Source organism: Actinokineospora sp. NPDC004072, from assembly GCF_053604195.1.
Genome location: NZ_JBSGHB010000003.1, coordinates 379,727 through 403,803, shown reverse-complemented (window position 1 = coordinate 403,803; position 24,077 = coordinate 379,727). Strand labels below are relative to the sequence as shown.

The following is a 24,077-nucleotide window of genomic DNA, read 5'->3' as shown; positions in this document are numbered from 1 at the left end:
CCATCCGTTCGGTCAGATCAGGTCGACACCGGCCGCAGCCACAGCGTCACGAACCCCGACTCGGCCTCCCGCGCCAGCGCCACCAGGTCGGCGTCGCCGCGCACGGCAACCTGCCCGAGCCCGGTCTCGTCCACCACGACCGGGCGGAAGCCGAGAGCACGATAACCCGCCAGCACCTCGATCGGGTCATCGCCCAGTTCCTCGATGGCCTCCGGGCAGTACTCGCACAGCACGTCCGGCCGGTCGCGGCGCAGCACGTCGGCCAACCCGGCCAGCGCGCGGTGGTCGCGGCCCTGCAGGTCGACCTTGACCAGGCCGATCTCGGCGTCGCGCACCGCGGGCACCTCGTCGAGGCGCACCGCGGGCACCCGCACGCCCTCGCCGTCGGCGCGCACCCGGTGGTCGCCGCTGTTGCCCGCCTCGGCGTGCACGAGCACCGCCTCGCCGGTGGTGTCCCACGCGGCGCAGGCCAGGACGGTGACCAGGGCGGGATCGGTGTTCGCGGCGATGTTGCGGCGCAGCAGCTCCGCGGTGCCCGGGTTGGCCTCCACCGCGATGGCGCCCGCCACGCCCTCCCCGTGGCCCAGCACCCGCAGCGTGTGGTAACCGACGTGCGCGCCGATGTCGAGGAAGACCCCGCGCCCGGCCAGGCTCGCCAGGAGCTTGCCCTCGGCGCTCTCCCACGAGCGGTTGTGCACGAGCCAGGGCCGCACCACGGCGTCGTGGGGCACCAGCAGCGCGCCTGCGTCGCAGACCACCACGTCCGTGCCCGCCGGGATCGGGGCGAACCGCGCGCGGGCGGCCTCCAGCAGCGCCCCCACCTCGCGCTCGCGCACCACGAGCCGGGCCTCGGCGCCGTCGTACCGGACGTCGCGCTCGGCGAACATCTCGTGCGTGCGGCGGTCGTGCCGCTCGACGGCCTCGCCGATGGCGGCCACGTCGGCCGACAGCGCGCCCAGCGCCGCCCTGGTCTTCGGGTTCTGCTCGACCAGCCCGGCCACCACCGACCGCAGCTCGGCGATCTCGGCGATCGCCTGGTCGGCCCGGGCCGAGGTCGCCTGCGCGGCGGCGAGCTCGGCCTCCGTGCGGGCCAGCCGGGCGTGCAGCGCCGACACGGTCGACTCGATGCCGCCCATCAGCTCGCCGAGAACGGCGCGCTGGTGCACGTCGTAGTGGTCGATGGCGCGCAGCACGGCCTTGCGCAGCGCGGGCGCCAGCGGCAGCCGCGAGGAGGTGTTGGCGTCCGGCCGCCACAGCAGCGCCTGGCGGGCGTCGCGCAGCGGGGTCAGCGGGTCGCCGTCCACCGGCCGGGGGCCGGACTGCCGCTCGCGCCACTGCCGGTGCGCTGCGGTCAGCCTGGTCCGCATCCATGCCGCGGCCGCGTCCATCGACCGCGTGCGCAGGATGTGCTCGCGGGCGGCCGCACCCCGGCGGGCCGCCTCGGCCGGGTCGTCGGCCACCGCCCGCATCGCCGCGGCGGCCGCGTCGACGTCCGGCTCCGCCCACCGGGCCGACGGCGGGTACGGGCCCGCCTCCTTGCCGACGGCCACCGCGGTCCACGGGATCGGCCACCCGGTGCCCGGGGTCAGGAACTCCGCGGTGCCCGAGTAGTCGGTGGCGATGACCGGCAGGCCGCGGACCATCGCCTCGGCGACGGTGAGCCCGAAACCCTCGGAGCGGTGCAGCGAGACGTAGCAGTCGGCCGATGCGTACATCTCGTGCAGTTCCTCGACGCTGAGGTAGCGGTCCACCACCTCGATGCGCGGGTCCGCCGCGGCCAGCACGCGCAGGCGCTCGGCCGGGTCCGGGTGGTCCTCGGCGTTGAGCGTCTTGATCACCAAGCGGACGTCTGAGTCGTCGGGGAAGGCCCGGCGGAACGCCTCGACCACCGCGTAGGGGTTCTTGCGCTTGGCGATGCTGTAGTAATCGAAGGCGAACAGGAATGTAGTCGGGCCGCCGCCGTCGCGGACCGGCCGCGGTCCCGGGTCGCGGATCGGCACCGGGATCACGTGCACCGGGACCGGGGAGTGCGCGGCGATGGCCGACCGGCAGAACTCGCTGATCGTCCACACCTCGTCCACGAGGTCGAACGCCTGGTGCAGCTCGGCGGGGAAGTGGTCGAGCTCCCAGGCCCACAGCCCGATCCGGTAGCGCTGGTGGCCGACCTCGGGGTGGGCGGCCAGCACCGGCTGCGTCTGGTCGGCGTTGACGCACAGCAGGCTGACCGGGAACCGCGGGGCGCCCGCGGTCTCCGGGGTGTCGAGCCCGGTGCGGTTGAGCACCAGCCGATCCTCGACGACAGCGGCGACGGGGACCTCGGCGGCGCGGATCGCGTCGTGCACGATCCGGCCCATCTCGCCGACGCCCAGCTCGGCGGTCAGGTAGCCCAGCACGTTCACGCCCAGCGCGTCGACCGGGGGAGCGGGCGGCGCCTGCTCGGCGGGCACCGCCCAGTCCGGCAGGTTCTCCTCGACCCGCCCTGAGGTGCGGCACCAGGTGCGGAACGCCTCGGCGTCGCGGCCGAAGGGCTGCGGGAACGCCGCGCGCAGGTCGGCGCGAGCGGACCAGACGCCTGCGGCGAGCCTGCTCACCGAGTTCGCGGGCTGGTCGTCGGCGGGCTCGCCCAGCCACTTGACGAACGCCTCGGCCGTCTCGCCGAAGGCGGCGGGCGGCAGCGCCTTGCCCTTCTTCTCCGCGGAGATCCAGGCGGCGCGGAACATCCGGCGCATGGTCGGGGTGAGCTTCGTGCCGTCGGGGAGCGCGGCGAAGCCGTACCCGATGGCCTCCAGCGTCTCGCCGTAACCGGCCTCGCGCAGCAGCGCGGCGTACTCGTCGCACAGCGCCCGCAGCGCGGCGCTGTCGGAGAGCCGGACCCGCGGCCGCAGCGGCGTGTGGTGGCTGAGCAGCCAGGGCTTCTCCGGCCGGTAGCCGCTGAAGTGGAAGAACCGCAGCCGGTGGCCGCCCGCCAGCGGCACCCCGTCCTCGACGGTGACCGGGCGCTCGTGGGCGTTCCAGTAGGCCACGTTGAACCCGGGGTCGCGCAGCACGTGGTTGCCGAACAGCGCGGGCACCTGGTCGACCCAGCGCTGGTCGGTGAACAGCTGCCGGTCCGGGGCGACGATCGCGTCGTGGCGCAGCCGCTCGGCCCAGAAGTCCAGGAACGGCTCGGACCCGGGCCCGGTGGCCACGAAGCCGAGGTTGAAGATCCCGGCCCCCATGATCATCGCCTCGGTCGGCTCGCGGCCGTCGCGCGGCAGCGGCTCCAGGAAGTGCGGGGTGAGCACGATGCCGTGCGCGGTGGCCAGCTCGGCCAGCTCGGGCATCGGCGCGAACACCCGGATGTCGGGGTCGAGGTAGATCACCACGGGGCTGTCCGCGCGCAGCTCGCGCAGCAGGTACGGCTTGACGGCGGTGGCCATTTCGGTGACCGAGTACGCCGTGGCCATGCGCAGGTAGTCGGCGCGGTCGATGCCGAAGCGGGCGGGGCCGAGGATCTCCGGGGAGCCGTCGTCGTCGGCGGTGGTCCAGTCCGCGTCCACCACCCCGATCACGAAGCGGTGACCGGGGTGGTGCTCCAGGTACGAGGCCGCCAGCACGCGGGCGGCAGGCAGGTAGTTCGCCGCGACGATCGTGCAGGCGGTGACGTCAGCCATTGGCGGGCGTCTTGTCCAGCTGCCCGGCCAGGCTGTCGTTGAAGGTCACCTGGCCGCTGGAGGTGTCCTTGGTGCTCAGGTCGAGCCGCACGACGATGTCGCCGCTGGCGAAGTGCGCGCGGAACCGGCCCGCGTTGCCGTCCTCGGCCTCGCGGGTGGCCACCAGCACCCCTGCCGGGCTGCCGGACTGCTGCTTCATCCCGTTGCCGATCTGCACCTTGTTCAGGTCCTTCGCGGCCTTCTCCGCGGCCTCCTCCGAGGGCATCTGCACCAGCATGACCACCAGCCGGTCACCCCCGCCGAGGTCGCAGATCACCAGCTTGGTGTCCGACGCCTTGCCCGCGGTGTACGCGGTGATCTCGCCGTCGGTGAGGTAGCGCTGGCCGGGCATGTCGGCGAAGGTCGTGACGGCGCGGTTGACCGTGACCTTGCCCGGCATGTCGCCCAGCGGCAGCGGGTCCGGCGGCGGGGGCGGGGTCGTCGTGGTGGGCGGCGCGGGCTCGCTGGTCTGCGCCGGGCCCGCCGAGGCGGTCTCCTTGAAGAACATGAAGTACGCGCCGACGCCGAGTCCGCCGACGACGAGCAGGAGCACCACGACCAGCGCGATGACCTTGCCCTTGCCGCCGCCGGGGCTGTCGAAGACCTCCGGGCCCTGCTTGATCCAGTCCGGGTTGCTCGCGGCCAGCGGCGGGAACTCCGACCCGGCCCACGGCGGGGCCATCTCCTCCGGCGCGGGCTGGTGCCCCCACGGCGGGGGCGGGGGGCCGGGCATCGCGTGCGGCGGCATCTGCCCGCCCATCGGCATGGCGGAGCCCGGCACGACCTGGGTGCGGTCGGCGTCGGAGTTCGGCCGGGCGGCCTGCCACCCGCCTGCCACCGCCTGGGTGCGGTCACCGCCGGAGACGACCTGCGTGCGGTCGCCGCCCTCGACCGGCTGCGGCGGCTGCACGGGGGTGACGTACTGCGTCTTCTCCGACTGCTGATCCTGCTGCGGCGGCTGGGCGATCGCCGAGGACATCACCTTGTCGCGGCGGACCCGGTACTCGTCCGCGGAGATCCGTCCCGTGGCGAGTTCCTCGTCCAGGATCCGGAGTTCCTCCTGCCAGGACACGGCGGTCCTCCTTTGGTCTGATAACGAGTGGGCCTGCCGGAACCCGGTCATTGTGCACGGCGGGCGGGGGCAGCCGGGGTGGTAGGGGTATTCCGTGACCAGCCGTACACCTGCGACCTGGCTCACCCGGTCCGCAGGGCGTTGGACACCGCCGCCGACGTGTCGCGCAGGGCCGCGGCGAGATCGGCCGCATCCGCGCCTACGGGCTGCGACAGGCTGATCTGCACCACGACGTCACCGATGGCGAACACGGCGCTGTGGTAGCGGTTGTCGGCGTTCTCCTTCACCGCGGTGGGTCCGTCGACCAGCGGGTCGCCCAGCTCCCGGAACCCGCGGGCGAGCAGGTTGGCGTGCAGTCGCGTGACCGTCTTCGCCGCCGCGTCCGGCGAGGCGGCACGGCCGGCGATGACGGCGGTGCCCAGCTCGCCGTCGAAGGAGGAGCGGAAGACCACCTCCAGCACACCACCGGCGGTCAGCGCCTCGGCGCCTGCTGCGGTGAGGATGTTCGCCTCGGCGGCCGCCGCGACGGTGAGCACGCCGTTCTTCGGATTCGGCCTGCCCTCCGGCGTGGGCACCAGCTCGGCCAGCGACTTGGGCGCCGCGGGTTCAGCCGCCCCGTCGCCGGAGAACGGCTCGAGCAGCACGACCCAGAGCGCGACCGCGGCGACGACGAGCACGGCCACCGCGATCAGCGCGGCCCGCCGCCCCTTCGCCGGTTCGCCTGCCGTGCTGAACACCTCGCCGCCCGCGACCGGCGCGGTCGGCGGCTGCTGCGGCACGGGGCTGAACAGGTCGCGCGGGGGCGGCTGCATGACCGGGATCGGCCCGGTGGGCGGGCGGGAGCCCGGGTGGCGGCGCAGCGCGGGGGCCGAGGACGCCTCGGCCAGCAGCTCGTCGCGGCGGGAGCGGTACTCCCCCTGGCTCAGCTCGCCCCTGGCCAGCTGGGCGTCCAGCTCGCGCAGCCTGTCCTGCCAGTCCACTAGTCGCCCCTCTCGACCGAACCGGTCGGCTATCTAATCGGACGCTTGGCCAGCTCGGCCGCGAGGGTGTCGATGAAGGTCTGGTCGAGCACCGACGGGATGCCGCCCGCCAGGTTGCGCTCCACGATCTCCAGCACCACGACCTCGTGGTCGGCGACCGTCCGCGCCACCAGCCCGGGATCCGGCCGCGCCGTGCTGTAGAAGAGCTGGGTGACGTCGGAGAACGCCGCAGGCAGGTAGGGCGCGGCGCCGAGGGCGAACGAGTCGCCCAGCACGACGGTCGGCGCGGTGATCATCCCGTTGCTCGGCATCTCCGCGGTGCGCACGGGTTTGCGCAGATCCCAGGTGCGGAACTCGGTGCGGTCGGCGTCCCCGTCCGGGCGCACCTGGTAGGTCGGCGAGGCGTTCTCGCCGGTGCGGCCGAGCAGCGGGGGCAGGTCGGCCGCGAAGACGAGCGGCTCGGCGTTCGCGGTGACCTGCCAGTCCCGGGTGACCCCGGGCTCCAGCCGCTCGGCCAGGGCCCGCACCATCTCCAGCCCGCCGTCGTGCGTCCAGTGCGAGTCCTCGCGGTAGTACAGCGGGCGCCCCCGGCGGTCGGCGGCGGCGCGCAGCAGCGGTCGCAGGTCCATCGCGCCCGCGAGCAGGGTCACCTCGCGCCAGAACCGCTCGGTCTCGGCCTCGGCGCAGTCCTTGCCGGGGTAGTCGCGGGGCAGGAACTGCGGCACCATCGTCGACTTGTCCGGCGGCACGACCAGCACGAACGTCCGGCCGGACCGCTCGACCGCGTCGCGGATCTCGTTGAGCTGGCGGATCGTGTCGACCAGCGGCTGGGCGGGCTCGCACTTGGCGACCACGTCGTAGCCGAAGTACAGCCAGTCCTCGTTGCCCTCCAGCACCCGCAGGTAGCCCGGGTACTGCTGGTCGGGCCACTCGGTGCTGCCGGGGCCGTCGTCGTCCTGCCCCTGCGGGCCGGGCTCGCTGGGCAGGGGACCGGTGGTGCCGCGGTCGAAGTTCGCCGACTCCCCGAAGAAGGTCCGGCTGACCCAGTCGACGGTGTGCACGGCGCCGGAGCGGAACGACAGGTGGTCGGTGGCCCAGCCGGGGAGCCCGGTGAACATGCCCCACCCGTCGGCAGGCGTCGGGAACTCGGCGAGCTTGCGGTTCTCGATCTCCCCCGGCCGCATGCCGCCGATCCACAGGACGGTCGGGGTGGCGAAGAACACCAGCGCGCTCAGCAGGGCGAGCGTCTGCCGACCGCCGTGGCGGGGGCGGTGGAGGGAGTGCTCACGGGGCAGCCACGCCTCGTGGACGGCGGGCAGCTCGGGGGAATCCATGACCACGGTTGCACGTTATCCGAAGGGTTCGCGCCGGGTGAGCGATCCGGGCGATCGGCCTATCGTGGAGGAATGATGCTGTTCGGGCGGGGTGGGGGTCAGCTGGTGGAGCCGGGGCGGGCGCTGCCCGGGAGGGCGGAGCCGTTGGCAGGCGTGCCCGACGTGCACGCGGTGAGCGGGCACCGGGTGAAGGCGCCGTTCCCCGACGGGATGGCGACCGCGGTGTTCGGCCTGGGGTGCTTCTGGGGCGCCGAGCGCAAGTTCTGGGAGACGCCCGGGGTCTATTCGACGGCTGCCGGGTACGCGGGCGGCTACACGCCGAACCCGACGTACGAGGAGGTGTGCAGCGGGCGCACCGGGCACGCCGAGGTCGTGCTGGTCGTGTTCGACCCCGCGGTGGTGTCGTACGCGGAGCTGCTGAAGGTCTTCTGGGAGTCGCACGACCCGACGCAGGGGATGCGGCAGGGCAACGACGTGGGCACCCAGTACCGCTCGGCGGTGTACTTCACCGACCCCGCGCAGCGGGCGGTGGCCGAGCAGAGCCGGGCGGCCTACCAGCGGGCGCTGGCCGAGCGCGGCTACGGCGAGATCACCACCGAGTTCGCCGACCTCGACGCCTTCTACTACGCCGAGGAGTACCACCAGCAGTACCTGCACAAGGTCCCGCACGGCTACTGCGGCATCGGCGGCACGGGCGTGTCCTGCCCGATCGGGGTCGCGCCCGCGGAGTGACCGGCGCCTCTTCTGCCGCGCGCGGTCGCGGCGGATGATGCGCGCTCATGGACAAGCGTGTCGCCAGGCAGCTGGGTCGGTGGGTGGAGCCGGAGGAGGTCTTCGCGCGCGGGCGGGCGCTGCGGGAGGTCGTCGGGCTCGACGCGCACCGGAAGGTGCTGCTCGCGGCTGACCGGCCGTCGGTGGTCGACTTCATGGTCGCGTCGAACGAGGGGCGCATCGCGGAGCTGGTGCCGCTGCGGGTGGGGCGGATGCTGGCCTCGCCGTTCGCGTTCTTCCGGGGCAGCGCCGGGCTGATGGCCGCCGACCTCGCCGCCGGGGTGCGCAGCGGGGTGGACGCGCAGCTGTGCGGGGACGCGCACGCGGCCAACTTCGGGCTGTACGGCACGCCCGAGGGGCGGATCGTGATGGACATCAACGACTTCGACGAGACCGTGCCCGGGCCGTGGGAGTGGGACCTCAAGCGGCTGGCCACCAGCATCGTGCTGGCCGGGCGCGAGGGCGGGGTCGCGGAGAAGGCGTGCCGGGCGGCGGCGGAGGACGTGGTCACCGCCTACCGCAAGACCATCGACCACCTCGCCGAGCTGCCGTTCCTGGACTCGTGGTCCGCGCTGGGCGACGAGTCCGTGCTCAGCAAGGTCGACGCCGACGCGCTCACCGACGACTTCGCCAAGGCGGCCAAGAAGGCCCGCAAGAACACCAGCGCCAAGGTCGCCGCGCGCTGGACCAAGCGCGGGGAGGACCAGCGCTGGCGGTTCATCCCGGACCCGCCCGTGCTCACGGCGGTGACGGAGCCGACCTGGCAGGCCGTGGTCGACGCGCTGCCCGACTACGTCGACACCCTCCGCGAGTCCCGTCGCAACCTGATCATGCGCTACGGCGTGTCGGACGTGGCCTTCCGCGTCGTCGGCACCGGCAGCGTCGGGCTGCGCAACTACCTGGTCCTCATGCACGGCAACGGCGACGAGGCCCTGGTGCTCCAGGTCAAGGAGGCGCGGCCGTCCGCGCTCGCGCCGCACGTCGGGCACAAGGCCAAGCACGAGGGCAAGCGGATCGTGCACGGCGCGCGGCTGGTGCAGGCCGAGAGCGACATCCTGCTGGGCTGGACGACCGTCGGCGGCAGGCACTTCATCGTCCGCCAGTTCCGCAACCGCAAGGGCGAGATCGACGCGACCACGCTCGACGCCGACCACCTCGACGACTACGGCCGCTTCGCGGGCGCGCTGCTGGCCCGCGCCCACACCCGCTCGGTCGACCCGCGGCTGCTCTCCGGCTACTGCGGCCCGGCGCTGGACGAGGCGATCGCGGGCTACGCGGTCGAGTACGCCGACCGCACCGAGGCCGACCACGCCGAGCTGGCCGCCGCCGTGCGGGCCGGGCGACTGGACGCGCACCCGGCGTCGTGATCCGATGCGGCGGTGGACCGCAAGCGCCTCGGCCTGCACTACACCCCGCCCGCCCTCGCGGCGTTCGTCGCCGGGCGCGCGCTGGCGGCCGCCCCCGACCGGCCGCTGCGCGTGCTGGACCCGGCGTGCGGGGACGGCGAGCTGCTGGCCGCCGTCGCCGCCATCGCCCCCGGCGCGGCGCTGACCGGCTACGACGTGGACGAGGCCGCGGTGGAGACGGCGCGGCGGCGGCTGCCGGACGCGGCCATCGCGCACAAGGACTTCCTGGAGAGCCCGCCGCCGGAGCGGTTCGACCTGGTGATCACCAACCCGCCGTACGTGCGCACCCAGCTGCTCGGCGCGCGGGCCGCCGAGCTGGCCCGGCGGTTCGGCCTGCGGGGGCGCGTCGACCTGTCGCACCCGTTCGTCGCCGTCGCGCCGGAACTGCTCGATGAGGACGGTGTGCTGGCGCTGCTGTGCTCCAACCGCTTCCTGAGCACGCGCGCGGGGGAGAATGTGCGCACGGTGCTGACGCGCGATCTGTCGGTGCGGGAGGTGTACGACCTCGGCGACACGCGGCTGTTCTCCGCCGCCGTGCTACCGGCTGTTGTTGTTGCGGTGAAAGGGAAGCCGAGCGGGCCGACGCGGTACGCGACGGCGTACACAACGGACAGACCGGCCGCCGAGGGCGACCTCTTCGCGGCGATGCGGGCGGACCAGGACAGCGTCGTGACCGTGCAAGGGCGGCAGATCGCGGTGTCGGTGGGCACGTTCGACGACTGGCGTCTGTCCACTCCCGACCGCGACCGCAGGCGCAGGCGGATCGCGGCGCGCACGTGGCGCTCGGTGGGCGATGTGGCGAACATCCGGGTGGGCATCAAGACGACCGCCGACAGCGTCTTCATCGCCGACTGGGACACCGTGGAGCACCGCCCGGAGGACGAGCTGCTGCGCCCCCTGCTCAACCACGACGACCTGCGCGCGTGGACCCCGCCCGCGACCCCTCGCCGCAAGGTCCTCTACCCGTACCTCGACCGCCCGAGCCGCCAGGTGGTCGATCTCGCCGACTACCCGCGCGCCGCCGCCTACCTCGCCACCCACCGCGAGCGCCTCGAAGGCCGCGCCTACCTGCGCAAGGCGGGCCGAGCCTGGTTCGAGATCTGGGTCCCGCAGCGGCCCGCCCGCTGGCGCGAGCCCAAGATCGTCTTCCCGGACATCAGCCCCGAACCCCGCTTCACCCTCGACCGGACCGGCGCGGTCGTCAACGGCGACTGCTACTGGATCAACACCACCGAAACCGGCGACGACATCGCCCACCTCATCCTCGGCATCGCCAACTCCACCTTCGGCGTCCGCTTCTACGACGAGGTCTGCGGCAACCGCCTCTACGCAGGCCGCCGCCGCTGGATCACCCAGTACGTCGCCCGCCTCCCCCTCCCGGACCCGACCACCCCCGCCGCTCGCCACGTGATCGCCGAGGCCCGCGCCTTGATGGGGGGTCAAGGGATCCAGGCCGCGTTGGATGAAGCGGTGGAGACGGCCTTCACGACATAGCAGTCGTCGTGGGGATCGAATGGCCAGGGGATCGGAGAGCGGGTGGACATGCGCGAGAGCCCCGGGTCGGGTGACCCGGGGCTCTCGGTGGAGCGGACGACGGGATTCGAACCCGCGACCCTCACCTTGGCAAGGTGATGCGCTACCAACTGCGCTACGTCCGCGTAGCGAGGAGAACTATAGCCCCCGTCGGATCGGGCGTGGCGCGGGGGTGGGGAGCGTCCCTTCGGACTGCTGCTGACCTCCCCCCGTGGGAGCGCTCACTACTCCAACCGGGTTAGGCCAATCGTCGGTGATCCCTTCCCGTTATTCACGGATATGGTCTCAGTCTCACCCGAATGTGGCATGTTGTTCGAGATCCCCACGGGGCGGCGTGCGAGGAGGTACCGGGCCGGATGAGTTGGAGCGACCGGCCCGCCGAGGGGTCGGGGGCCGCCGGAGATTTGCAGGACAGCGTGCTGCTGGAGCGGTTGCGGGCCGGGGAGGACGCCGCGTTCGGCGAGCTGTTCTCCCGCCACTGCGACGCCGTGCGGCGGATGGCGCTGGGGCTGGTGGCCGACCGGGCCGAGGCCGAGGACCTGGTCGCCGAGGCGTTCTTCCGGGTGCTGCAGGCGATCCGCCGCGGCTCGGGACCTGTTGACAACGTGCGGGGCTACCTGCTGATCGTGGCCCGCCGCGTCGCGTGGGAGTGGAACGGGCGGCGGCGGGACGTGCCCGTCTCCGACGAGGAGCTGGATGTGCGCGTCGGGGCCGACCCGGACAACACCGGGCAGTCCACCGAGCGCAACCTCATCACCCGGGCGTTCACCAGCCTGCCCGAGCGCTGGCGCAGCGTGCTGTGGAAGGTCGAGGTCGAGGGCGAGCGGCCCGCCGTCGTCGCGGGCAAGTTCGGGCTCAGCCCCAACGCGACCGCCGCGCTGGCCCGCCGCGCCCGGCAGGGGTTGCGCGCTGCCTACTTGCAGGCGCACCTCACCACCGAGACCCGCCCCATAGGCTGCCGCCCGGTGCTCGAAAAGCTGGGCGCGTACACCGCGGGCGCGATAAAGGGCGCCGAGCGCCACCGCGTCGACAGCCACCTGTCGGCCTGCCCGTCGTGCACCGCCACCTACGACGAGCTGCGCGACGTCTGCTCCGGCCTGCGCGCCCACGCCGCCCACCTCGCCGCCCCGGTGCTCGGCGTCGGCGTCTGGCAGCAGCTCAAGGGCTTCCTCGCCGGGACGAAGGCCCAGGTGGCGCTGGCCTCGGCGGCCGCGGTCGGCGCGCTGGGCCTGGCCCTGCTGCCCATCGGCGACGGCGACTCCGGCCCGGTGGCCCTCGACGACCTCGACTCCGACGACGGCATCGTGCTCACCGACGACACCGCCGCCCCCACTGCGCCCGCGATCGTCTCGACCACCGGCCGCGGCGTCCCGCACCAGCGCACCGAGACCATCGTCAAGGAGCTGCCCGCCGCCGCGGTGCAGACCTCCGACCGGCCCGCAGGCCAGCCTGCCACCCAGCGGTCGGCCGCCTCCGGCAGCGGCGGCGCGGGCGCGACGTCGAGCCGGGCGGAGCTGGGCGCGCGGTCGGACACCGAGCCCTACGACGAGAGCCTGCCGGTCGTCTACGAGTACACCTCCACCTACCGCGCCTGGCAGATCTACGACGACCGGGAGGTGCTGACGGTGACCACCGAGCACACCCGGATCAACTCCGCCGACCAGACCACGGTCGCCACGACGACGACGGCCTACACCACCCTGCGGCCCACCTCCGACGTCCAGCTGCTGAGCACACCCACGACCAGCGCAGCACGTTGATCAAGTAACCCCTCGGTGCGACAATCGGTGGCAGACCGCCGCCGAGGGGGTAACGTGACCTTCCGGTGTCACGGATAGTGGTGTTCCGGTTACCGCGCCGAAGGGCTGAACATGACGCGCCAGGTACGCGACGCGAACGGCAGGCTCTGGACCCTCGACGGCACGCTGGAGTGGCGGACCCCGGCCACCGAGGACGACTTCGAGCACGACGTGGCCGCTGGCTACCTGCCCGGCCTGGTCATGATCGGGCTGATCGTCGTGCTGGCGGTGGTGCTGGTCAGCTGGATGCCCGCCGACGTGGTGGTGCCCGGCTGGCTGGTGCTGGTCCTGCTGCTGGTGGCCCTGTTCTTCCCGGCCCGCTGGGCGCTGCGCAGGCCGTGGACGCTGATCGCCGAGACCGGCGACGACGGCGAGGGCGAGCCCGTCGAGCGCTGGGTCGGCACCGTGCGCGGCTACTTCAACGCCCGCGGCGAGCTGGCCCAGATCGCCAAGAACCTGCAGCGCGACGCCATGCCCGGCTGGGAGAGCGTGCTCAAGCCGGTCGAGTGACGGCCCACCCCTGGGTGACAGCGGCGCGCCGCCGGGTGAGACTGGTCGCGTGCCCGAGTTGCCCGAGGTGGAAGCCCTCGCCCACCACCTGCGCGAACACGCCGTCGGCCGGACCGTCGCCCGCGTCGACGTCGCCTCGCTGAGCGTGCTCAAGACCGCGTCCCCGCCGTGGACGGCCCTGCACGGGCGGGTCGTGACCGGCGCGGGCCGCCGCGGCAAGTACCTCGACGTGGACTGCGACGGCGTGCACCTGGTCGTGCACCTGGCCCGCGCGGGCTGGCTGCGCTGGTCGGACACCCTCTCGGCGGCCCCGCCCAAGCCCGGGAAGGGGCCGCTGGCGCTGCGGGTGCACCTCGGCCCGCCCGGCGAGGGGCCCGGCTTCGACCTGACCGAGGCGGGCACCAAGAAGGGCCTGGCGGTGTGGATCACCGAGGACCTCGGCTCCATCGAGCAGATCGCGACCCTCGGTCCGGACGTGCTCGGCCTGACCCGCGACGAGTTCGCCGCGCTGCTCGCGGGCCGCTCCGAGCGGCTCAAGACCGCGCTGACCAGCCAGCGCCTCATGGCGGGCATCGGGAACGCCTACAGCGACGAGATCCTGCACACCGCGCGCCTGTCGCCCTACGCCACCGCGGGCAAGCTCGACGACACCGCGATCGACGACCTGTACGCGGCCATGCGGTCGGTGCTGACCAGCGCCGTGGAGCGGTCGGTCGGGCAGGCCGCGGCGCGGCTGAAGGGCGAGAAGCGCTCGGGCCTGCGGGTGCACGGCCGCACCGGCCTGCCCTGCCCGGTCTGCGGCGACACCGTGCGCGAGGTGTCCTTCGCCGACAAGTCGTTCCAGTACTGCCCGCGGTGCCAGACCGGCGGCAAACCGCTGGCCGACCGCAGGATGTCGCGGCTGCTCAAATAGCCTCGGCCTTGTCACACCGGGGGCGGAACGGGAGCATGACCACGTGGCCGAACTGCTGACCGAGCGCGCCTTCATCGGCGTCGCCGCCACGCTGCTCGTCCTGGGGCTCTTCGTGGTGCTGTGCAGGCCCCGCAAGTCCGGCTCGGTGCAGGACGCCGTGCTCGACGCCGTCCAGCGGCTGTCCAAGGCCGCGCCCGGCCTGCGCGGCGGGCTCACCGAGCAGGCCGCCGACCAGGCCAGCAAGCACCTGCTGGAGCTGCTGAAGAACGTCGCCGTGGGCGTGTGCGACGCCGACGGCAGGCTGATGTCCTGGGACGGGCAGGCCAACGAGCACTACGAGGACCTCTCCGCCGCGATCGTGGAGGTCGTCCAGCACGGCACCCGGGCGCACGTCAAGCACGAGAACCTGCAGTGCGGCAAGCGCGGGAGCTGCCCCATGCGGGCCGCGGTGATCGTGCCGCTGATCGTGGACGGGCAGATCGAGGGCGCGCTGATCCTGGTCGGCGGCGTCGACAGCAGGCGGCTGATCCGCGCCGCGGACGAGGTCGCCACGTTCCTGCAGGTGCAGCTGGAGCTGGCCAAGCTCGACGAGCAGAAGCAGCAGCTCGTGCAGGCCGAGATCCGGGCCCTGCGCGCGCAGATCTCCCCGCACTTCATCTACAACGCCCTCAACACCATCTCCGCCCTTATCCGCACCGACCCCGAGCAGGCCCGCGAGCTGCTGCAGGACTTCGCCGACTTCACCCGCTACTCCTTCCGCACCTCCGGCATGTACGCGACGCTGGCCGACGAGCTGGCCAACGTCGAGCGCTACCTGACCATCGAGTGCGCCCGCTACGGCGACCGGCTCAACGTGCGGTTCCGCATCGCGCCGGAGGTGCAGTCGGTGGTCGTGCCGTTCCTGGTGCTGCAGCCGCTGGTGGAGAACGCGGTGCGCCACGGCATCGCCAAGAAGCCCGGCGGCGGCACGGTCAGCGTCTTCGCCCACGACAACGGCTCCGAGGCGCTGATCACCATCGAGGACGACGGCGTCGGCATGGACGCCGAGCGGCTGCAGCGCGACCTGCGCGACGCCCACAAGACCGGCTCGCACGTCGGCGTGGGCAACATCAACCAGCGGATGCGCCAGATCTTCGGCGACACCCACGCGCTCATGGTCGACACCGCGCCCGGCCAGGGCACCAAGATCACCCTGCGGGTGCCGAAGTTCTTCCCCGGGGTGAGCATCGGCGAGACGCCCTTCGCCATCCAGGACCCCGAGCACACCGGGCCGCAGCGGGCGGTGCGCTGACCCCCGCCGCGGCCGCGCCGCCCGACGTAAGCTGGGGCGGTATGAGCGTCACCGAGAAGCTGGCCGCCCGGCTGCCCCGCATCGTCGAGCGGCCCGACCGCGGCCCCGTCGTCGCCGTCGTCCGGCTGCACGGGGTCATCAGCCCGACGCCGACGCCGCTGGCCGCGCGCGGGGTGATCAACGCGGCCACCACCGAGAGCGCGCTGTCGCGGGCCTTCGATCACGACCGCCTGGTCGCCGTCGCGCTGGCGGTCAACTCCCCCGGGGGCGCGCCCACCCAGTCGGCGCTGGTCGCCGAGCGCATCCGGGAGCTGGCCGACAAGCGCGCGGTGCCGGTGCTGGCCTTCTGCGAGGACGTGGCCGCCTCCGGCGGGTACTGGCTGGCCTGCGCCGCCGACGAGATCTACGCCCACGGCTCGTCGATGGTCGGCTCGATCGGCGTCGTCTCGGCCGGGTTCGGCCTGGCCGGGCTGCTGGAGCGCTTCGGCGTCGAGCGGCGGGTGCACACCGCGGGCGCGCGCAAGGTCCGGCTCGACCCGTTCCAGCCCGAGCACCCCGAGGACATCGCCTGGCTCAAGGACCTGCAGGCCCAGCTGCACGAGCAGTTCGCGGCGTGGGTGCGCCAGCGCCGCGGCGACCGGCTGGCGGGCAGCGACGACGAGCTGTTCTCCGGCGAGGTCTGGACCGGGCGGCGCGCCGCGGAGCTGGGCCTGGTCGACGGCATCGGCACGCTGCGCGGGGTGGTCGGGCAGCGCTTCCCCGACGCCGAGATCGCCGTGTCCGCGCCGAAGCGGCCGCTGCTGGCCCGGCTGGGCGTCGGCGGGGCCGGGCTGTCCACAGCGGACCGGGTGCTCGCCGCGATCGATGCGGTGGAGGCCAGGGCGAACTGGTCCCGCTTCGGCCTGTAGCGCGCCACGAATCCGTAAACGCAGCGTCACGATTGGTCGACTTCATTCACTCGCTGGGCGGACCGGGGGTTTGCCCGTAGACAGGCGCCGTCCGCACTGGGCAAGATGCGGATCACCGTGAGTACCGCGAACCCCACCTCCGGTCTCGTCGTTCTGGCCGTCGACGACGAGCCTGCGGGCATGGACCTGCTGGAGGAACGTCTCAACGGCAACCGGAACGTGCGCCGGGTGATCCGGGCCTTCGACGCGACCGAGGCGCTGCTGACCCTGGCGGGCGACGACAGCGAGCTGGCCGCCCGCAAGCAGGCGGGGCTGCCCGTCGTCGACGCCGTCTTCGCCGACCTGGACATGCCGGGCCTCACGGGGATGGAGCTGGCCAAGGTGCTGGCCGGGTTCTCGCCCGCGCCCGTGCTGGTGTTCGTGACCGCGCACGCCCACGAGGCGGTCAACGCCTTCGACCTCGGCGCGGTCGACTACCTGCTCAAGCCCGCCGAGCAGGAGCGGATCAACAAGGCCGTCGAGCGGGTCATCGCCAAGATCGACCAGGACGGCGCAGGCAAGCAGGCCGTCGTCCCCGAGCAGCGCGACGACGAGGTGATCCCGGTCGAGCTGGCGGGCACGACCAAGCTGGTCTCGCGCGCGTCGGTGCGCTGGGTGGAGGCCCAGGGCGACTACGCCCGCCTGCACACCTCCGACGGCTCGCACCTGGTGCGCATCCCGCTGGCGCAGCTGGAGGAGCGCTGGGAGAAGGCGGGCTTCGTGCGCATCCACCGCAGCTACCTGGTGCCGCTGAGCCTGATCACCGAGCTGCGCATGGGCGGGTCGGGCTACTCGGTGGTGATCGGGCACGAGGAGAAGGTGCTGCCGGTCAGCCGCAGGCACACCCGGGAGCTGAAGGACCGGCTGGTGCGGGGCCAGGGCCGATGAGCGCCGCGCGCGAGGAGGGGATGTGAGCAAGCACGCGGCGGGGGACGGCCAGGGCTCGCCGCCGAGCCCGTCGGCCCGGCCGCGCCGCAAGCGGGTCATCCTCGCCGACTCCAGCGCCCCGGTGACGCTGCTGCGCACCGTCGACGAGCTGGAGGAGCAGACGAGCTGGGCCGAGGAGGTCGTCAGCGAGTTCATCCGGACCAAGATCCGCTCGGCCTGCCTGCTCGCGGGCCTGGCCGTCGGCGTGCTCGGCGTGCTGCCCGCGCTGTTCTTCCTGGTCCCCGACCTGGCGCAGGTGAGCGTCGCCGGGATGGCGCTGCCCTGGTTATTGCTGGGCATCCTGCCGTTCCCCCTGCTCTTCGGGATCGGCTGCTGGTACAACGTGCTGGCCGAGGAGCACGAGAAGGCGTTCGTCGGCATGGTCGAGAAGTAGCGCTTCGCGGCGTGGCGGAGATGGACTTCAACTACTGGGCCACCGGCGCCATCGCCGTGGTCAGCCTCGCCACGTTCTACCTGGGGTTCCGCAGCTCGCGGCAGGCCAACACGACCCAGGACTTCCTGGTCGCGCGGCGCACGGTGCGCTCCCGGCGCAACGCGGCGGCGGTGTCGGGGGAGTACCTGTCGGCGGCGTCGTTCCTCGGCGTCGCCGGGCTGATCCTCAAGGACGGCACCGACGCGCTGTGGTACCCGATCGGGTTCACCGCGGGCTACCTGGCGCTGATGCTGTTCGTCGCCGCGCCGCTGCGCCGGTCCGGGGCCTACACCCTGCCCGACTTCTGCGAGTTCCGGCTGCGCTCGGCCGGGCTGCGCAGGCTGGCCGCGGTGTTCGTGATCTTCATCGGGATGCTCTACATGGTCCCGCAGCTGCAGGGCGCCGGGCTGACCCTGCAGCACATCGTGCCCGGCGTGCCGCCCCAGCTCGGCGCCGCGCTGGTCGCGGTGCTGGTGACGGTCAACGTGGTCAGCGGCGGCATGCGCGCGATCACCCTGGTGCAGGCGTTCCAGTACTGGGTCAAGCTGTTCGCCATCGCCCTGCCCGCGTTCGTGCTGTGCGCGGTGTTCATCGGCGACGGGGGCGCCCGCGGCATCGGCGCGGCCGGGCTGTCGGAGCCGCTGCCGCCGCGGTTCACCCAGGACGCCTCGATCACCGTCGAGACCCCGGTGGTGCTCTCCGTCGAGGCCCCGGTCCGGCTGGTCGCCGAGGGCGTCGTCGACGGGCACCCGGCGGCCGGGGAGACGTACTGGAGCCCCGGCGAGCACCAGGTGGCGGCGGGCACCCGGCTGGTCTTCAGCGAGGGCGACCCGGTGCCGGTCGTGCGCGGCGCGGTCGGCGACAACGCCGACTGGGTCAGCCCGGCGTCGGACACCGACGACCTGCTGACGACCTACTCGCTGATCTTCGCGCTGTTCCTGGGCACGATGGGGCTGCCGCACGTGCTCGTGCGCTTCTACACCAACCCCGACGGCCAGGCCGCGCGCCGCACGACCCTGCACGTGATGCTGCTGCTGGGCCTGTTCTACCTGTTCCCGACGGTGATGGGCGCGCTGTCGCGGATCTACCTGCCCGAGCTGCTCGTCACCGGCCAGACCGACCGGGCGATGCTGCAGCTGCCGATGGCGGTGGTGGACAACGTCGTCGGCGAGATCCTCGGCGCGGTGATCGCGGCCGGGGCGTTCGCCGCGTTCCTTTCAACGTCGTCGGGTCTGCTGGTGAGCGTGGCGGGCGTGCTGTCGACGGACGTGTTCAAGTCCCGGGTGCGCGACTTCCGGCTGGCGACCGCGCTCGCGGGCGTGCTTCCGCTGGTCGCGGCGCTGCTGCTGCGCCCGGCGGACCTGTCGCTGAGCGTGGGCATGTCGTTCGCGCTGGCGGCGTCGACGTTCTGCCCGGTGCTGGTGCTGGGTATCTGGTGGCGCAAGATCACGTGGGTCGGCGCGGCGGCGGGCATGCTGACCGGCGGGACCTTGGTGCTGACCGCGCTGGCGCTGACCACCATCAGCGGCTACACCGGCGGTTGGGCGCCGTGGTACGTGCAGCAGCCGGGGCTGGTGACCGTGCCGCTGGCGTTCCTCGCGGTGATCGTGATGAGCAAGGCGACCCAGCGGCACATCCCGCCGGAGACCAAGCACATCCGGATGCGGATGCACGCCCCCGACCGGCTCGGCCTCATCCGCGACCGGGCGAGCGGCCTGGGCGCGGGGTCGGCCAAGCACGCGCTGGGCAAGCACCGCCGCTGACCCGTTCGTGGTCGTCTGCTAACGCCTGGACATTGCGTCACGCCCATTCCCGGATCGAGTGAGAAAGAATTCACTCGAATGCGCGACGAATGCCTGTGCGATGGTCATTTGCGACCGTTTTCACCATAATGCCGCTCGGCGCATCGCCCGGCGGCTTGAACGATTTCTCCCTGATCGGAGGCATACAGTTCCCGCTGGTCGCGCCTAAGGTTGCCGATCGACCACACCCCAGCACGAAAGGTGCGAAAGTGACTGCCACCGCGGAGGAGACCACCACCTGGGAGCAGGTCCAGGACCGGCCGGAGTTCGCCGAGCTGCGGCGCAGATTGCGCGGTTTCGCCTTCCCGATGACCGCCGCGTTCCTGCTCTGGTACCTGCTGTTCGTCCTGCTCGCCGATTACGCGCCGGAATTCATGTCCGGGCGGGTGTTCGGCAACATCACCGTCGGCCTGCTCATGGGGCTGGGCCAGTTCGCCTCCACCTTCCTCATCACCTTCCTCTACGTCCGCCACGCCGACCGCAGGCTCGACCCGCTGGCCGAGAAGATCCGCACCGACCTGGAGTCCCGATGACCCCCGCCCAGGCAGCGCAGTCCGAGCTGGGCCCCAGCACCGCGCTCAACATCGCGATCTTCGCCGCGTTCGTCGCCGTGACGATGGTCGTGGTGTTCCGGGCCAGCCGGAACACCCGCACCGCCGCGGACTACTACGCCGCGGGCCACGCCTTCACCGGGGCGCAGAACGGGGTGGCCATATCCGGGGACTACCTCTCGGCGGCCTCGTTCCTCGGCATCGCCGGGGCGATCGCGCTCAACGGCTACGACGGCTTCCTGTACTCCATCGGCTTCCTGGTCGCCTGGCTGGTGGCCCTGCTGCTGGTCGCCGAGCTGATGCGCAACACCGGCAAGTACACGATGGGCGACGTGCTGGCCTTCCGCATGCGCCAGCGCCCGGTGCGCGCCGCCGCGGCCACCTCCACCCTGGCCGTGTCGTTCTTCTACCTGCTCGCGCAGATGGCGGGCGCGGGCGGGCTGGTCGCGCTGCTGCTGGGCATCGAGGACCGGGGCGGCCAGGCGGTGGTGATCGCCGTCGTCGGCGCGCTGATGATCCTCTACGTGCTCATCGGCGGCATGCGGGGCACGACCTGGGTGCAGATCATCAAGGCCGCCCTGCTGATCACCGGCGCGGCCGTGATGACGGTGTGGGTGCTGTCCCGGTACGGCATGGACCTCTCCGCCCTGCTCGGCGGCGCGGTCGAGGCCAGCCCGCAGGGCGAGCGGGTGCTGGAGCCGGGCCTGCAGTACGGCGCGTCGGAGCTGAGCAAGCTCGACTTCCTGTCGCTGGCGGTCGCGCTGGTCCTGGGCACGGCCGGGCTGCCGCACATCCTCATGCGCTTCTACACCGTCCCCAGCGCCAAGGAGGCGCGGCGGTCGGTGGTGTGGGCGATCGCGCTGATCGGCCTGTTCTACCTGTTCACGCTGGTGCTCGGCTACGGGGCGGCGGCGCTGGTCGGCCCGGAGGCGATCCGGTCGGCGCCGGGCGGGCCCAACTCGGCGGCCCCGCTGCTGGCCGAGGCGCTGGGCGGGCCGGTGCTGCTGGGCTTCATCGCCGCGGTCGCCTTCGCCACGATCCTGGCCGTGGTCGCCGGGCTGACGATCACCGCGTCGGCGTCCTTCGCCCACGACATCTACACCAACGTCATCAAGCGCGGCCGCTCCGACGACCGGGGCTCGGAGGTGCGCGTCGCGCGGATCACCGCGGTGGTCATCGGCGCGCTGGCCATCGTCGGCGGCATCGCGGCCAACGGGCAGAACGTGGCGTTCCTGGTCGCCCTGGCCTTCGCCGTCGCGGCGTCGGCCAACCTGCCCACGATCCTGTACTCGCTGTTCTGGCGGCGGTTCAACACCGCAGGGGCGCTGTGGAGCATCTACGGCGGGCTCGGGGTGTGCGTGCTGCTGATCGTGCTGTCCCCGGCGGTCTCCGGCGGGCCGAAGGCGATGTTCCCCGACGCCGACTTCGCCGTCTTCCCGCTGGCCAACCCCGGCCTGGTGTCCATCCCGGTGTCGTTCCTGCTCGGCTGGCTGGGCACCGTGCTCGGCCGCGCGGCCGACCGGCGCAAGTACGCCGAGATGGAGGTGCGGGCGCTGACCGGCGTCGGCGCCGAGAAGGCCGCGGCGGCGGTCTGACGCGGTGGGAGGGGGACGCGGCGCGCGTCCCCCTTCACCCGCGCGCTACGGCCGGGCGTGGCAGCATCGATGCCGTGATGAACGTGCCAACCGCCAGCGTCGCCCAGATCCCGGCCGAGGCCACCCTGCTGGACGTCCGCGAGCCGGACGAGTGGGCCGCCGGGCACGCCCCCGGCGCCGTGCACATCCCGATGGGCGAGCTGGCGGGCAGGCTCGACGAGCTGCCCGACGCCCCGCTGCACGTCATCTGCCGCTCCGGCGGCCGATCGGCGCGGGTGACCGCCTACCTCAACGCCAACGGCTGGGACGCGGTCAACGTCGAGGGCGGCATGCAGTCGTGGGCCGCGGCGGGCAAGCCGATGGCGGCCGAGACCGGGGCCCCGCCCGAGGTCATCTAGGTGCGGCGCCCGCTGCCGCCGCTGCGCTGGGAGGCCACCCCGCCGCCCGGCGCGCTCCCGCCGCCCCCGCCCCCGCGCAGGCCGCGCTACCAGGGCCCGCCCGCCTACCACGCGACGCCCCGCTGGGGCTTCCCCGCGCTGGCCTGGCGGCGGCCCACGCTGATCCCGGGCCTGGGCGACGCGCCCCCGCCGCCGGTGCGGGTGCGCACCCGGGCCGCCCTGGCCCGCTGGGCGCTGTGGACGCTGGCGGCGCTGGCCCTGCTGGCCGCGTGCGCCGAGGTGTTCCGCTACGCGCTGCTGGTGGCCGCCCGGACCAGCGCGCTGGACCGCGGCACCGTGGTCCTGTCGGACACGCTGGTGGTCACCGCCGCCTCCCTGGCCCTGGTCTGCGGGGTGGTCGCCGCGGCGGCCACCGCGTGGTGGCTCTTCGCCGCCCGCCGCGCCGCCGCCGACCAGGCGGGCTACCGCCCGGCCCGGCCGGACTGGCAGATCCTGCCCAGCCTGCTGATCCCGGGCGTCAACCTCGCGGTCGCGGGCTCGGTGGCCGCCGAGCTGGAGCACGCCGCCCTGTCCCGCCCGGCGGGCGAGCGGCCCCGCCCCGGCCCGCTGGTGCGGATGTGGTGGATCACCGCGGCGGTCTGCGGCGGGCTGTTCGCCGCCACCGTGCTGTGGCGCTTCCGCACCGGCGTGCAGGCCCAGGCCGACGGCGTGCTGCTGACCGCGGCCTGCGACCTGGCCGCCGCCGCGACCGCCGCCCTGACCGCGGTGCTGGTCACCCGGCTGACCGGCCTGCTCGCCCCGATCGACCCCGCCGCCGTGCCCCGCCTGCGCCTGGTCCGCGTGACCGGGGCCGCCCCCGACCCCGGCCGCAGGCCGCGTCCGGCGAACTCCCGCCGCTGACCGCGGGCCGGCAGCCGTTCGGCGCAGGTCCTACCCGACCGTCACCGGCAGCTCGGCCCAGCCGCGGATGACGAAGTCCGGACGGCGGGACGGCTCGCCCGCCAGGCGCAGGTCCGGGAGGCGGGTGGCCAGCGCCCGCAGGGCCGCGGCGACCTCCACCCGGGCCAAGGGTGCGCCCACGCAGTAGTGGATGCCCGCGCCGAAGCCCAGGTGCGGGTTGGGGGAGCGGCCGATGTCGAGGCGGTCGGGCTCGTCGAAGACCAGCGGGTCGCGGGCGGCGGCGCCGAGCAGGGCGGCGATCTTGGTCCCGGGCTCGACGCGGTGGCCCGCGATCTCCACCGGCTCGGTCGCGGTGCGCTCGAACAGCTGCAGCGGCGAGTCGTAGCGGATCAGCTCCTCGACCGCGGTCGGGAGCAGCTCCGGGGTCAGGCGCTCCCACTCGGAGCGGTGGGTCAGCAGGGCGTGCACGCCGTTGCCGATCACGTTGACCGTCGCCTCGTGCCCGGCCATCAGCAGCAGCACGCCGGTGGCGACCAGCTCGTCGTCGCTGAGCTTGTCGGAGCCGTCGCGCACGGCCACCAGGTCGCTGATCAGGTCGTCGCCGGGGTGGTCGCGGCGGTGGGCGGCCAGGTCGCGCAGGTAGGCGACGAACTCGCCGGAGGCCTGCTCGGCCGCGGCGGCCTGCGGCGCGGGCAGGCCGTACTCGTACATCTTCACGATCGCGTTCGACCACGGCTGGAGCAGGCCGCGGTCGGCCTCCGGCACGCCCAGCAGCTGGGCGATCACCGCGACCGGCAGCGGACCGGCCAGGTGGGCCAGCAGGTCCGCCGAGCCTGCGCCGTCGATCTCGGCGGCCAGCCCGGCCACCATCTCCTCGGCGACCGACTCCACCCACGGCCGCAGCCGCTCGGTGTGCCCGCGCCCGAACGCCTTCGAGACCAGCCGCCGCAACCGGGTGTGGGTCGGCGGCTCGTTCTCCAGCAAGGAGTTGCGGTGCAGCAGGTTGAAGGCGGCGAACGCCTCCACCGGTCGCGCGTCCGTCCACACCCGACCCAGGCCGCGGTGGCGCAGGATCGCCGAGCACGCGGCGTGGGACACCGCGACGGGCAGGCCGAGGGCCGGGTTGTCGTGCACGTCGGCGACCGAGCGCATCCGGGCGAACACGGGGTAGGGGTCGGCGATGAAGGCGGCGTCGGTCGGGTCGAACATCATGGGCCCACGCT

General features: G+C 73.3%; 20 protein-coding genes and 1 tRNA gene. 15 read left to right on the top strand and 6 right to left on the bottom strand.

From position 1 onward, the window contains the following. Nucleotides 1-17: 17 nt before the first annotated feature. The 4 genes from ACWEPX_RS06755 to ACWEPX_RS06740 all read right to left on the bottom strand — a co-directional run bounded on the left by ACWEPX_RS06755 (nt 18) and on the right by ACWEPX_RS06740 (nt 7,078). Complete coding sequence (locus ACWEPX_RS06755; protein ID WP_451896102.1) at nt 18-3,653, bottom strand: FkbM family methyltransferase; 3,636 nt, start codon at nt 3,651-3,653, stop codon at nt 18-20. After that, nucleotides 3,646-4,764 carry a hypothetical protein gene (locus ACWEPX_RS06750; protein ID WP_451896101.1) on the bottom strand — a complete coding sequence of 373 codons (1,119 nt, stop codon included), beginning with the start codon at nt 4,762-4,764 and terminating at the stop codon, nt 3,646-3,648. Before ACWEPX_RS06750 ends, ACWEPX_RS06755 begins: the two co-directional genes overlap by 8 nt. Nucleotides 4,765-4,886: 122 nt before the next feature. Continuing rightward, the gene (locus ACWEPX_RS06745) at nt 4,887-5,744 is read right to left on the bottom strand and encodes an SHOCT domain-containing protein (protein ID WP_451896100.1); all 858 of its coding nucleotides are present in this window, start codon (nt 5,742-5,744) and stop codon (nt 4,887-4,889) included. A gap of 29 nt (nt 5,745-5,773) precedes the next feature. Continuing rightward, nucleotides 5,774-7,078 carry an alginate O-acetyltransferase AlgX-related protein gene (locus ACWEPX_RS06740; protein WP_451896185.1) on the bottom strand — a complete coding sequence of 435 codons (1,305 nt, stop codon included), beginning with the start codon at nt 7,076-7,078 and terminating at the stop codon, nt 5,774-5,776. A 72-nt stretch (nt 7,079-7,150) separates the two neighbouring features. On the opposite strand from ACWEPX_RS06740, the gene msrA reads away from it, so the two are divergent. Genes msrA through ACWEPX_RS06725 form a run of 3 tightly spaced genes read left to right on the top strand, consistent with a single transcriptional unit; the run spans nt 7,151 to nt 10,749 of the window. Beyond that, complete coding sequence (gene msrA, locus ACWEPX_RS06735; protein WP_451896099.1) at nt 7,151-7,810, top strand: peptide-methionine (S)-S-oxide reductase MsrA; 660 nt, start codon at nt 7,151-7,153, stop codon at nt 7,808-7,810. Nucleotides 7,811-7,857: 47 nt separating this feature from the next. Further along, complete coding sequence (locus ACWEPX_RS06730) at nt 7,858-9,216, top strand: DUF2252 domain-containing protein (protein ID WP_451896098.1); 1,359 nt, start codon at nt 7,858-7,860, stop codon at nt 9,214-9,216. A gap of 12 nt (nt 9,217-9,228) precedes the next feature. After that, nucleotides 9,229-10,749, top strand: a complete 1,521-nt coding sequence (locus ACWEPX_RS06725; protein WP_451896097.1) for an Eco57I restriction-modification methylase domain-containing protein — start codon at nt 9,229-9,231, stop codon at nt 10,747-10,749. Nucleotides 10,750-10,837: 88 nt separating this feature from the next. Here the strand turns inward: ACWEPX_RS06725 and ACWEPX_RS06720 are convergent. Then, a tRNA-Gly gene (locus ACWEPX_RS06720) sits at nt 10,838-10,913 on the bottom strand. Between the two features lie 231 nt (nt 10,914-11,144). On the opposite strand from ACWEPX_RS06720, the gene ACWEPX_RS06715 reads away from it, so the two are divergent. From ACWEPX_RS06715 to ACWEPX_RS06660, 12 genes are all read left to right on the top strand, one after another. Next, the gene (locus tag ACWEPX_RS06715) at nt 11,145-12,548 is read left to right on the top strand and encodes a sigma-70 family RNA polymerase sigma factor (RefSeq protein ID WP_451896096.1); all 1,404 of its coding nucleotides are present in this window, start codon (nt 11,145-11,147) and stop codon (nt 12,546-12,548) included. Nucleotides 12,549-12,659: 111 nt separating this feature from the next. After that, the gene (locus ACWEPX_RS06710) at nt 12,660-13,097 is read left to right on the top strand and encodes a DUF983 domain-containing protein (RefSeq protein WP_451896095.1); all 438 of its coding nucleotides are present in this window, start codon (nt 12,660-12,662) and stop codon (nt 13,095-13,097) included. A gap of 49 nt (nt 13,098-13,146) precedes the next feature. Then, complete coding sequence (locus ACWEPX_RS06705; protein ID WP_451896094.1) at nt 13,147-14,010, top strand: Fpg/Nei family DNA glycosylase; 864 nt, start codon at nt 13,147-13,149, stop codon at nt 14,008-14,010. Between the two features lie 43 nt (nt 14,011-14,053). Next, a complete protein-coding gene (locus tag ACWEPX_RS06700) occupies nt 14,054-15,301 on the top strand; it encodes a sensor histidine kinase (RefSeq protein ID WP_451896093.1) in 1,248 nt (415 codons plus the stop codon). A gap of 41 nt (nt 15,302-15,342) precedes the next feature. Continuing rightward, entirely contained in the window at nt 15,343-16,209 is an 867-nt protein-coding gene (locus ACWEPX_RS06695) for a S49 family peptidase (RefSeq protein ID WP_451896092.1), read from the top strand. 105 nt (nt 16,210-16,314) lie between these two features. Further along, nucleotides 16,315-17,136 carry a LytR/AlgR family response regulator transcription factor gene (locus ACWEPX_RS06690; protein WP_451896091.1) on the top strand — a complete coding sequence of 274 codons (822 nt, stop codon included), beginning with the start codon at nt 16,315-16,317 and terminating at the stop codon, nt 17,134-17,136. Between the two features lie 22 nt (nt 17,137-17,158). Then, the gene (locus ACWEPX_RS06685) at nt 17,159-17,569 is read left to right on the top strand and encodes a hypothetical protein (RefSeq protein WP_451896090.1); all 411 of its coding nucleotides are present in this window, start codon (nt 17,159-17,161) and stop codon (nt 17,567-17,569) included. A gap of 20 nt (nt 17,570-17,589) precedes the next feature. Further along, on the top strand, nt 17,590-19,371 hold the full coding sequence (locus ACWEPX_RS06680) for a sodium/solute symporter (protein WP_451896184.1): 1,782 nt from the start codon (nt 17,590-17,592) through the stop codon (nt 19,369-19,371). Nucleotides 19,372-19,619: 248 nt separating this feature from the next. Continuing rightward, nucleotides 19,620-19,943, top strand: a complete 324-nt coding sequence (locus ACWEPX_RS06675; RefSeq protein WP_451896089.1) for a DUF485 domain-containing protein — start codon at nt 19,620-19,622, stop codon at nt 19,941-19,943. Further along, entirely contained in the window at nt 19,940-21,556 is a 1,617-nt protein-coding gene (locus ACWEPX_RS06670; RefSeq protein WP_451896088.1) for a solute symporter family protein, read from the top strand. The genes ACWEPX_RS06675 and ACWEPX_RS06670 overlap by 4 nt, the downstream gene beginning before the upstream one ends. 77 nt (nt 21,557-21,633) lie before the next feature. After that, nucleotides 21,634-21,954, top strand: a complete 321-nt coding sequence (locus tag ACWEPX_RS06665) for a rhodanese-like domain-containing protein (protein WP_451896183.1) — start codon at nt 21,634-21,636, stop codon at nt 21,952-21,954. Further along, nucleotides 21,955-22,854 carry a DUF4328 domain-containing protein gene (locus tag ACWEPX_RS06660; RefSeq protein WP_451896087.1) on the top strand — a complete coding sequence of 300 codons (900 nt, stop codon included), beginning with the start codon at nt 21,955-21,957 and terminating at the stop codon, nt 22,852-22,854. Nucleotides 22,855-22,884: 30 nt separating this feature from the next. On the opposite strand, the gene ACWEPX_RS06655 is transcribed toward ACWEPX_RS06660, so the two are convergent. Continuing rightward, on the bottom strand, nt 22,885-24,063 hold the full coding sequence (locus ACWEPX_RS06655; protein ID WP_451896182.1) for a cytochrome P450: 1,179 nt from the start codon (nt 24,061-24,063) through the stop codon (nt 22,885-22,887). Between the last annotated feature and the right edge of the window lie 14 nt (nt 24,064-24,077).

What these genes read in the sequence shown, in the direction of transcription:
- ACWEPX_RS06755 (WP_451896102.1), bottom strand. Translation starts at nt 3,653, where the DNA reads ATGGCTGACGTCACCGCCTGCACGATCGTCGCGGCGAACTACCTGCCT.
- ACWEPX_RS06740 (WP_451896185.1), bottom strand. Translation starts at nt 7,078, where the DNA reads ATGGATTCCCCCGAGCTGCCCGCCGTCCACGAGGCGTGGCTGCCCCGT.
- msrA (WP_451896099.1), top strand. Translation starts at nt 7,151, where the DNA reads ATGATGCTGTTCGGGCGGGGTGGGGGTCAGCTGGTGGAGCCGGGGCGG.
- ACWEPX_RS06730 (WP_451896098.1), top strand. Translation starts at nt 7,858, where the DNA reads ATGGACAAGCGTGTCGCCAGGCAGCTGGGTCGGTGGGTGGAGCCGGAG.
- ACWEPX_RS06715 (WP_451896096.1), top strand. Translation starts at nt 11,145, where the DNA reads ATGAGTTGGAGCGACCGGCCCGCCGAGGGGTCGGGGGCCGCCGGAGAT.
- ACWEPX_RS06710 (WP_451896095.1), top strand. Translation starts at nt 12,660, where the DNA reads ATGACGCGCCAGGTACGCGACGCGAACGGCAGGCTCTGGACCCTCGAC.
- ACWEPX_RS06695 (WP_451896092.1), top strand. Translation starts at nt 15,343, where the DNA reads ATGAGCGTCACCGAGAAGCTGGCCGCCCGGCTGCCCCGCATCGTCGAG.
- ACWEPX_RS06690 (WP_451896091.1), top strand. Translation starts at nt 16,315, where the DNA reads ATGCGGATCACCGTGAGTACCGCGAACCCCACCTCCGGTCTCGTCGTT.
- ACWEPX_RS06680 (WP_451896184.1), top strand. Translation starts at nt 17,590, where the DNA reads ATGGACTTCAACTACTGGGCCACCGGCGCCATCGCCGTGGTCAGCCTC.
- ACWEPX_RS06670 (WP_451896088.1), top strand. Translation starts at nt 19,940, where the DNA reads ATGACCCCCGCCCAGGCAGCGCAGTCCGAGCTGGGCCCCAGCACCGCG.
- ACWEPX_RS06665 (WP_451896183.1), top strand. Translation starts at nt 21,634, where the DNA reads ATGAACGTGCCAACCGCCAGCGTCGCCCAGATCCCGGCCGAGGCCACC.
- ACWEPX_RS06655 (WP_451896182.1), bottom strand. Translation starts at nt 24,063, where the DNA reads ATGTTCGACCCGACCGACGCCGCCTTCATCGCCGACCCCTACCCCGTG.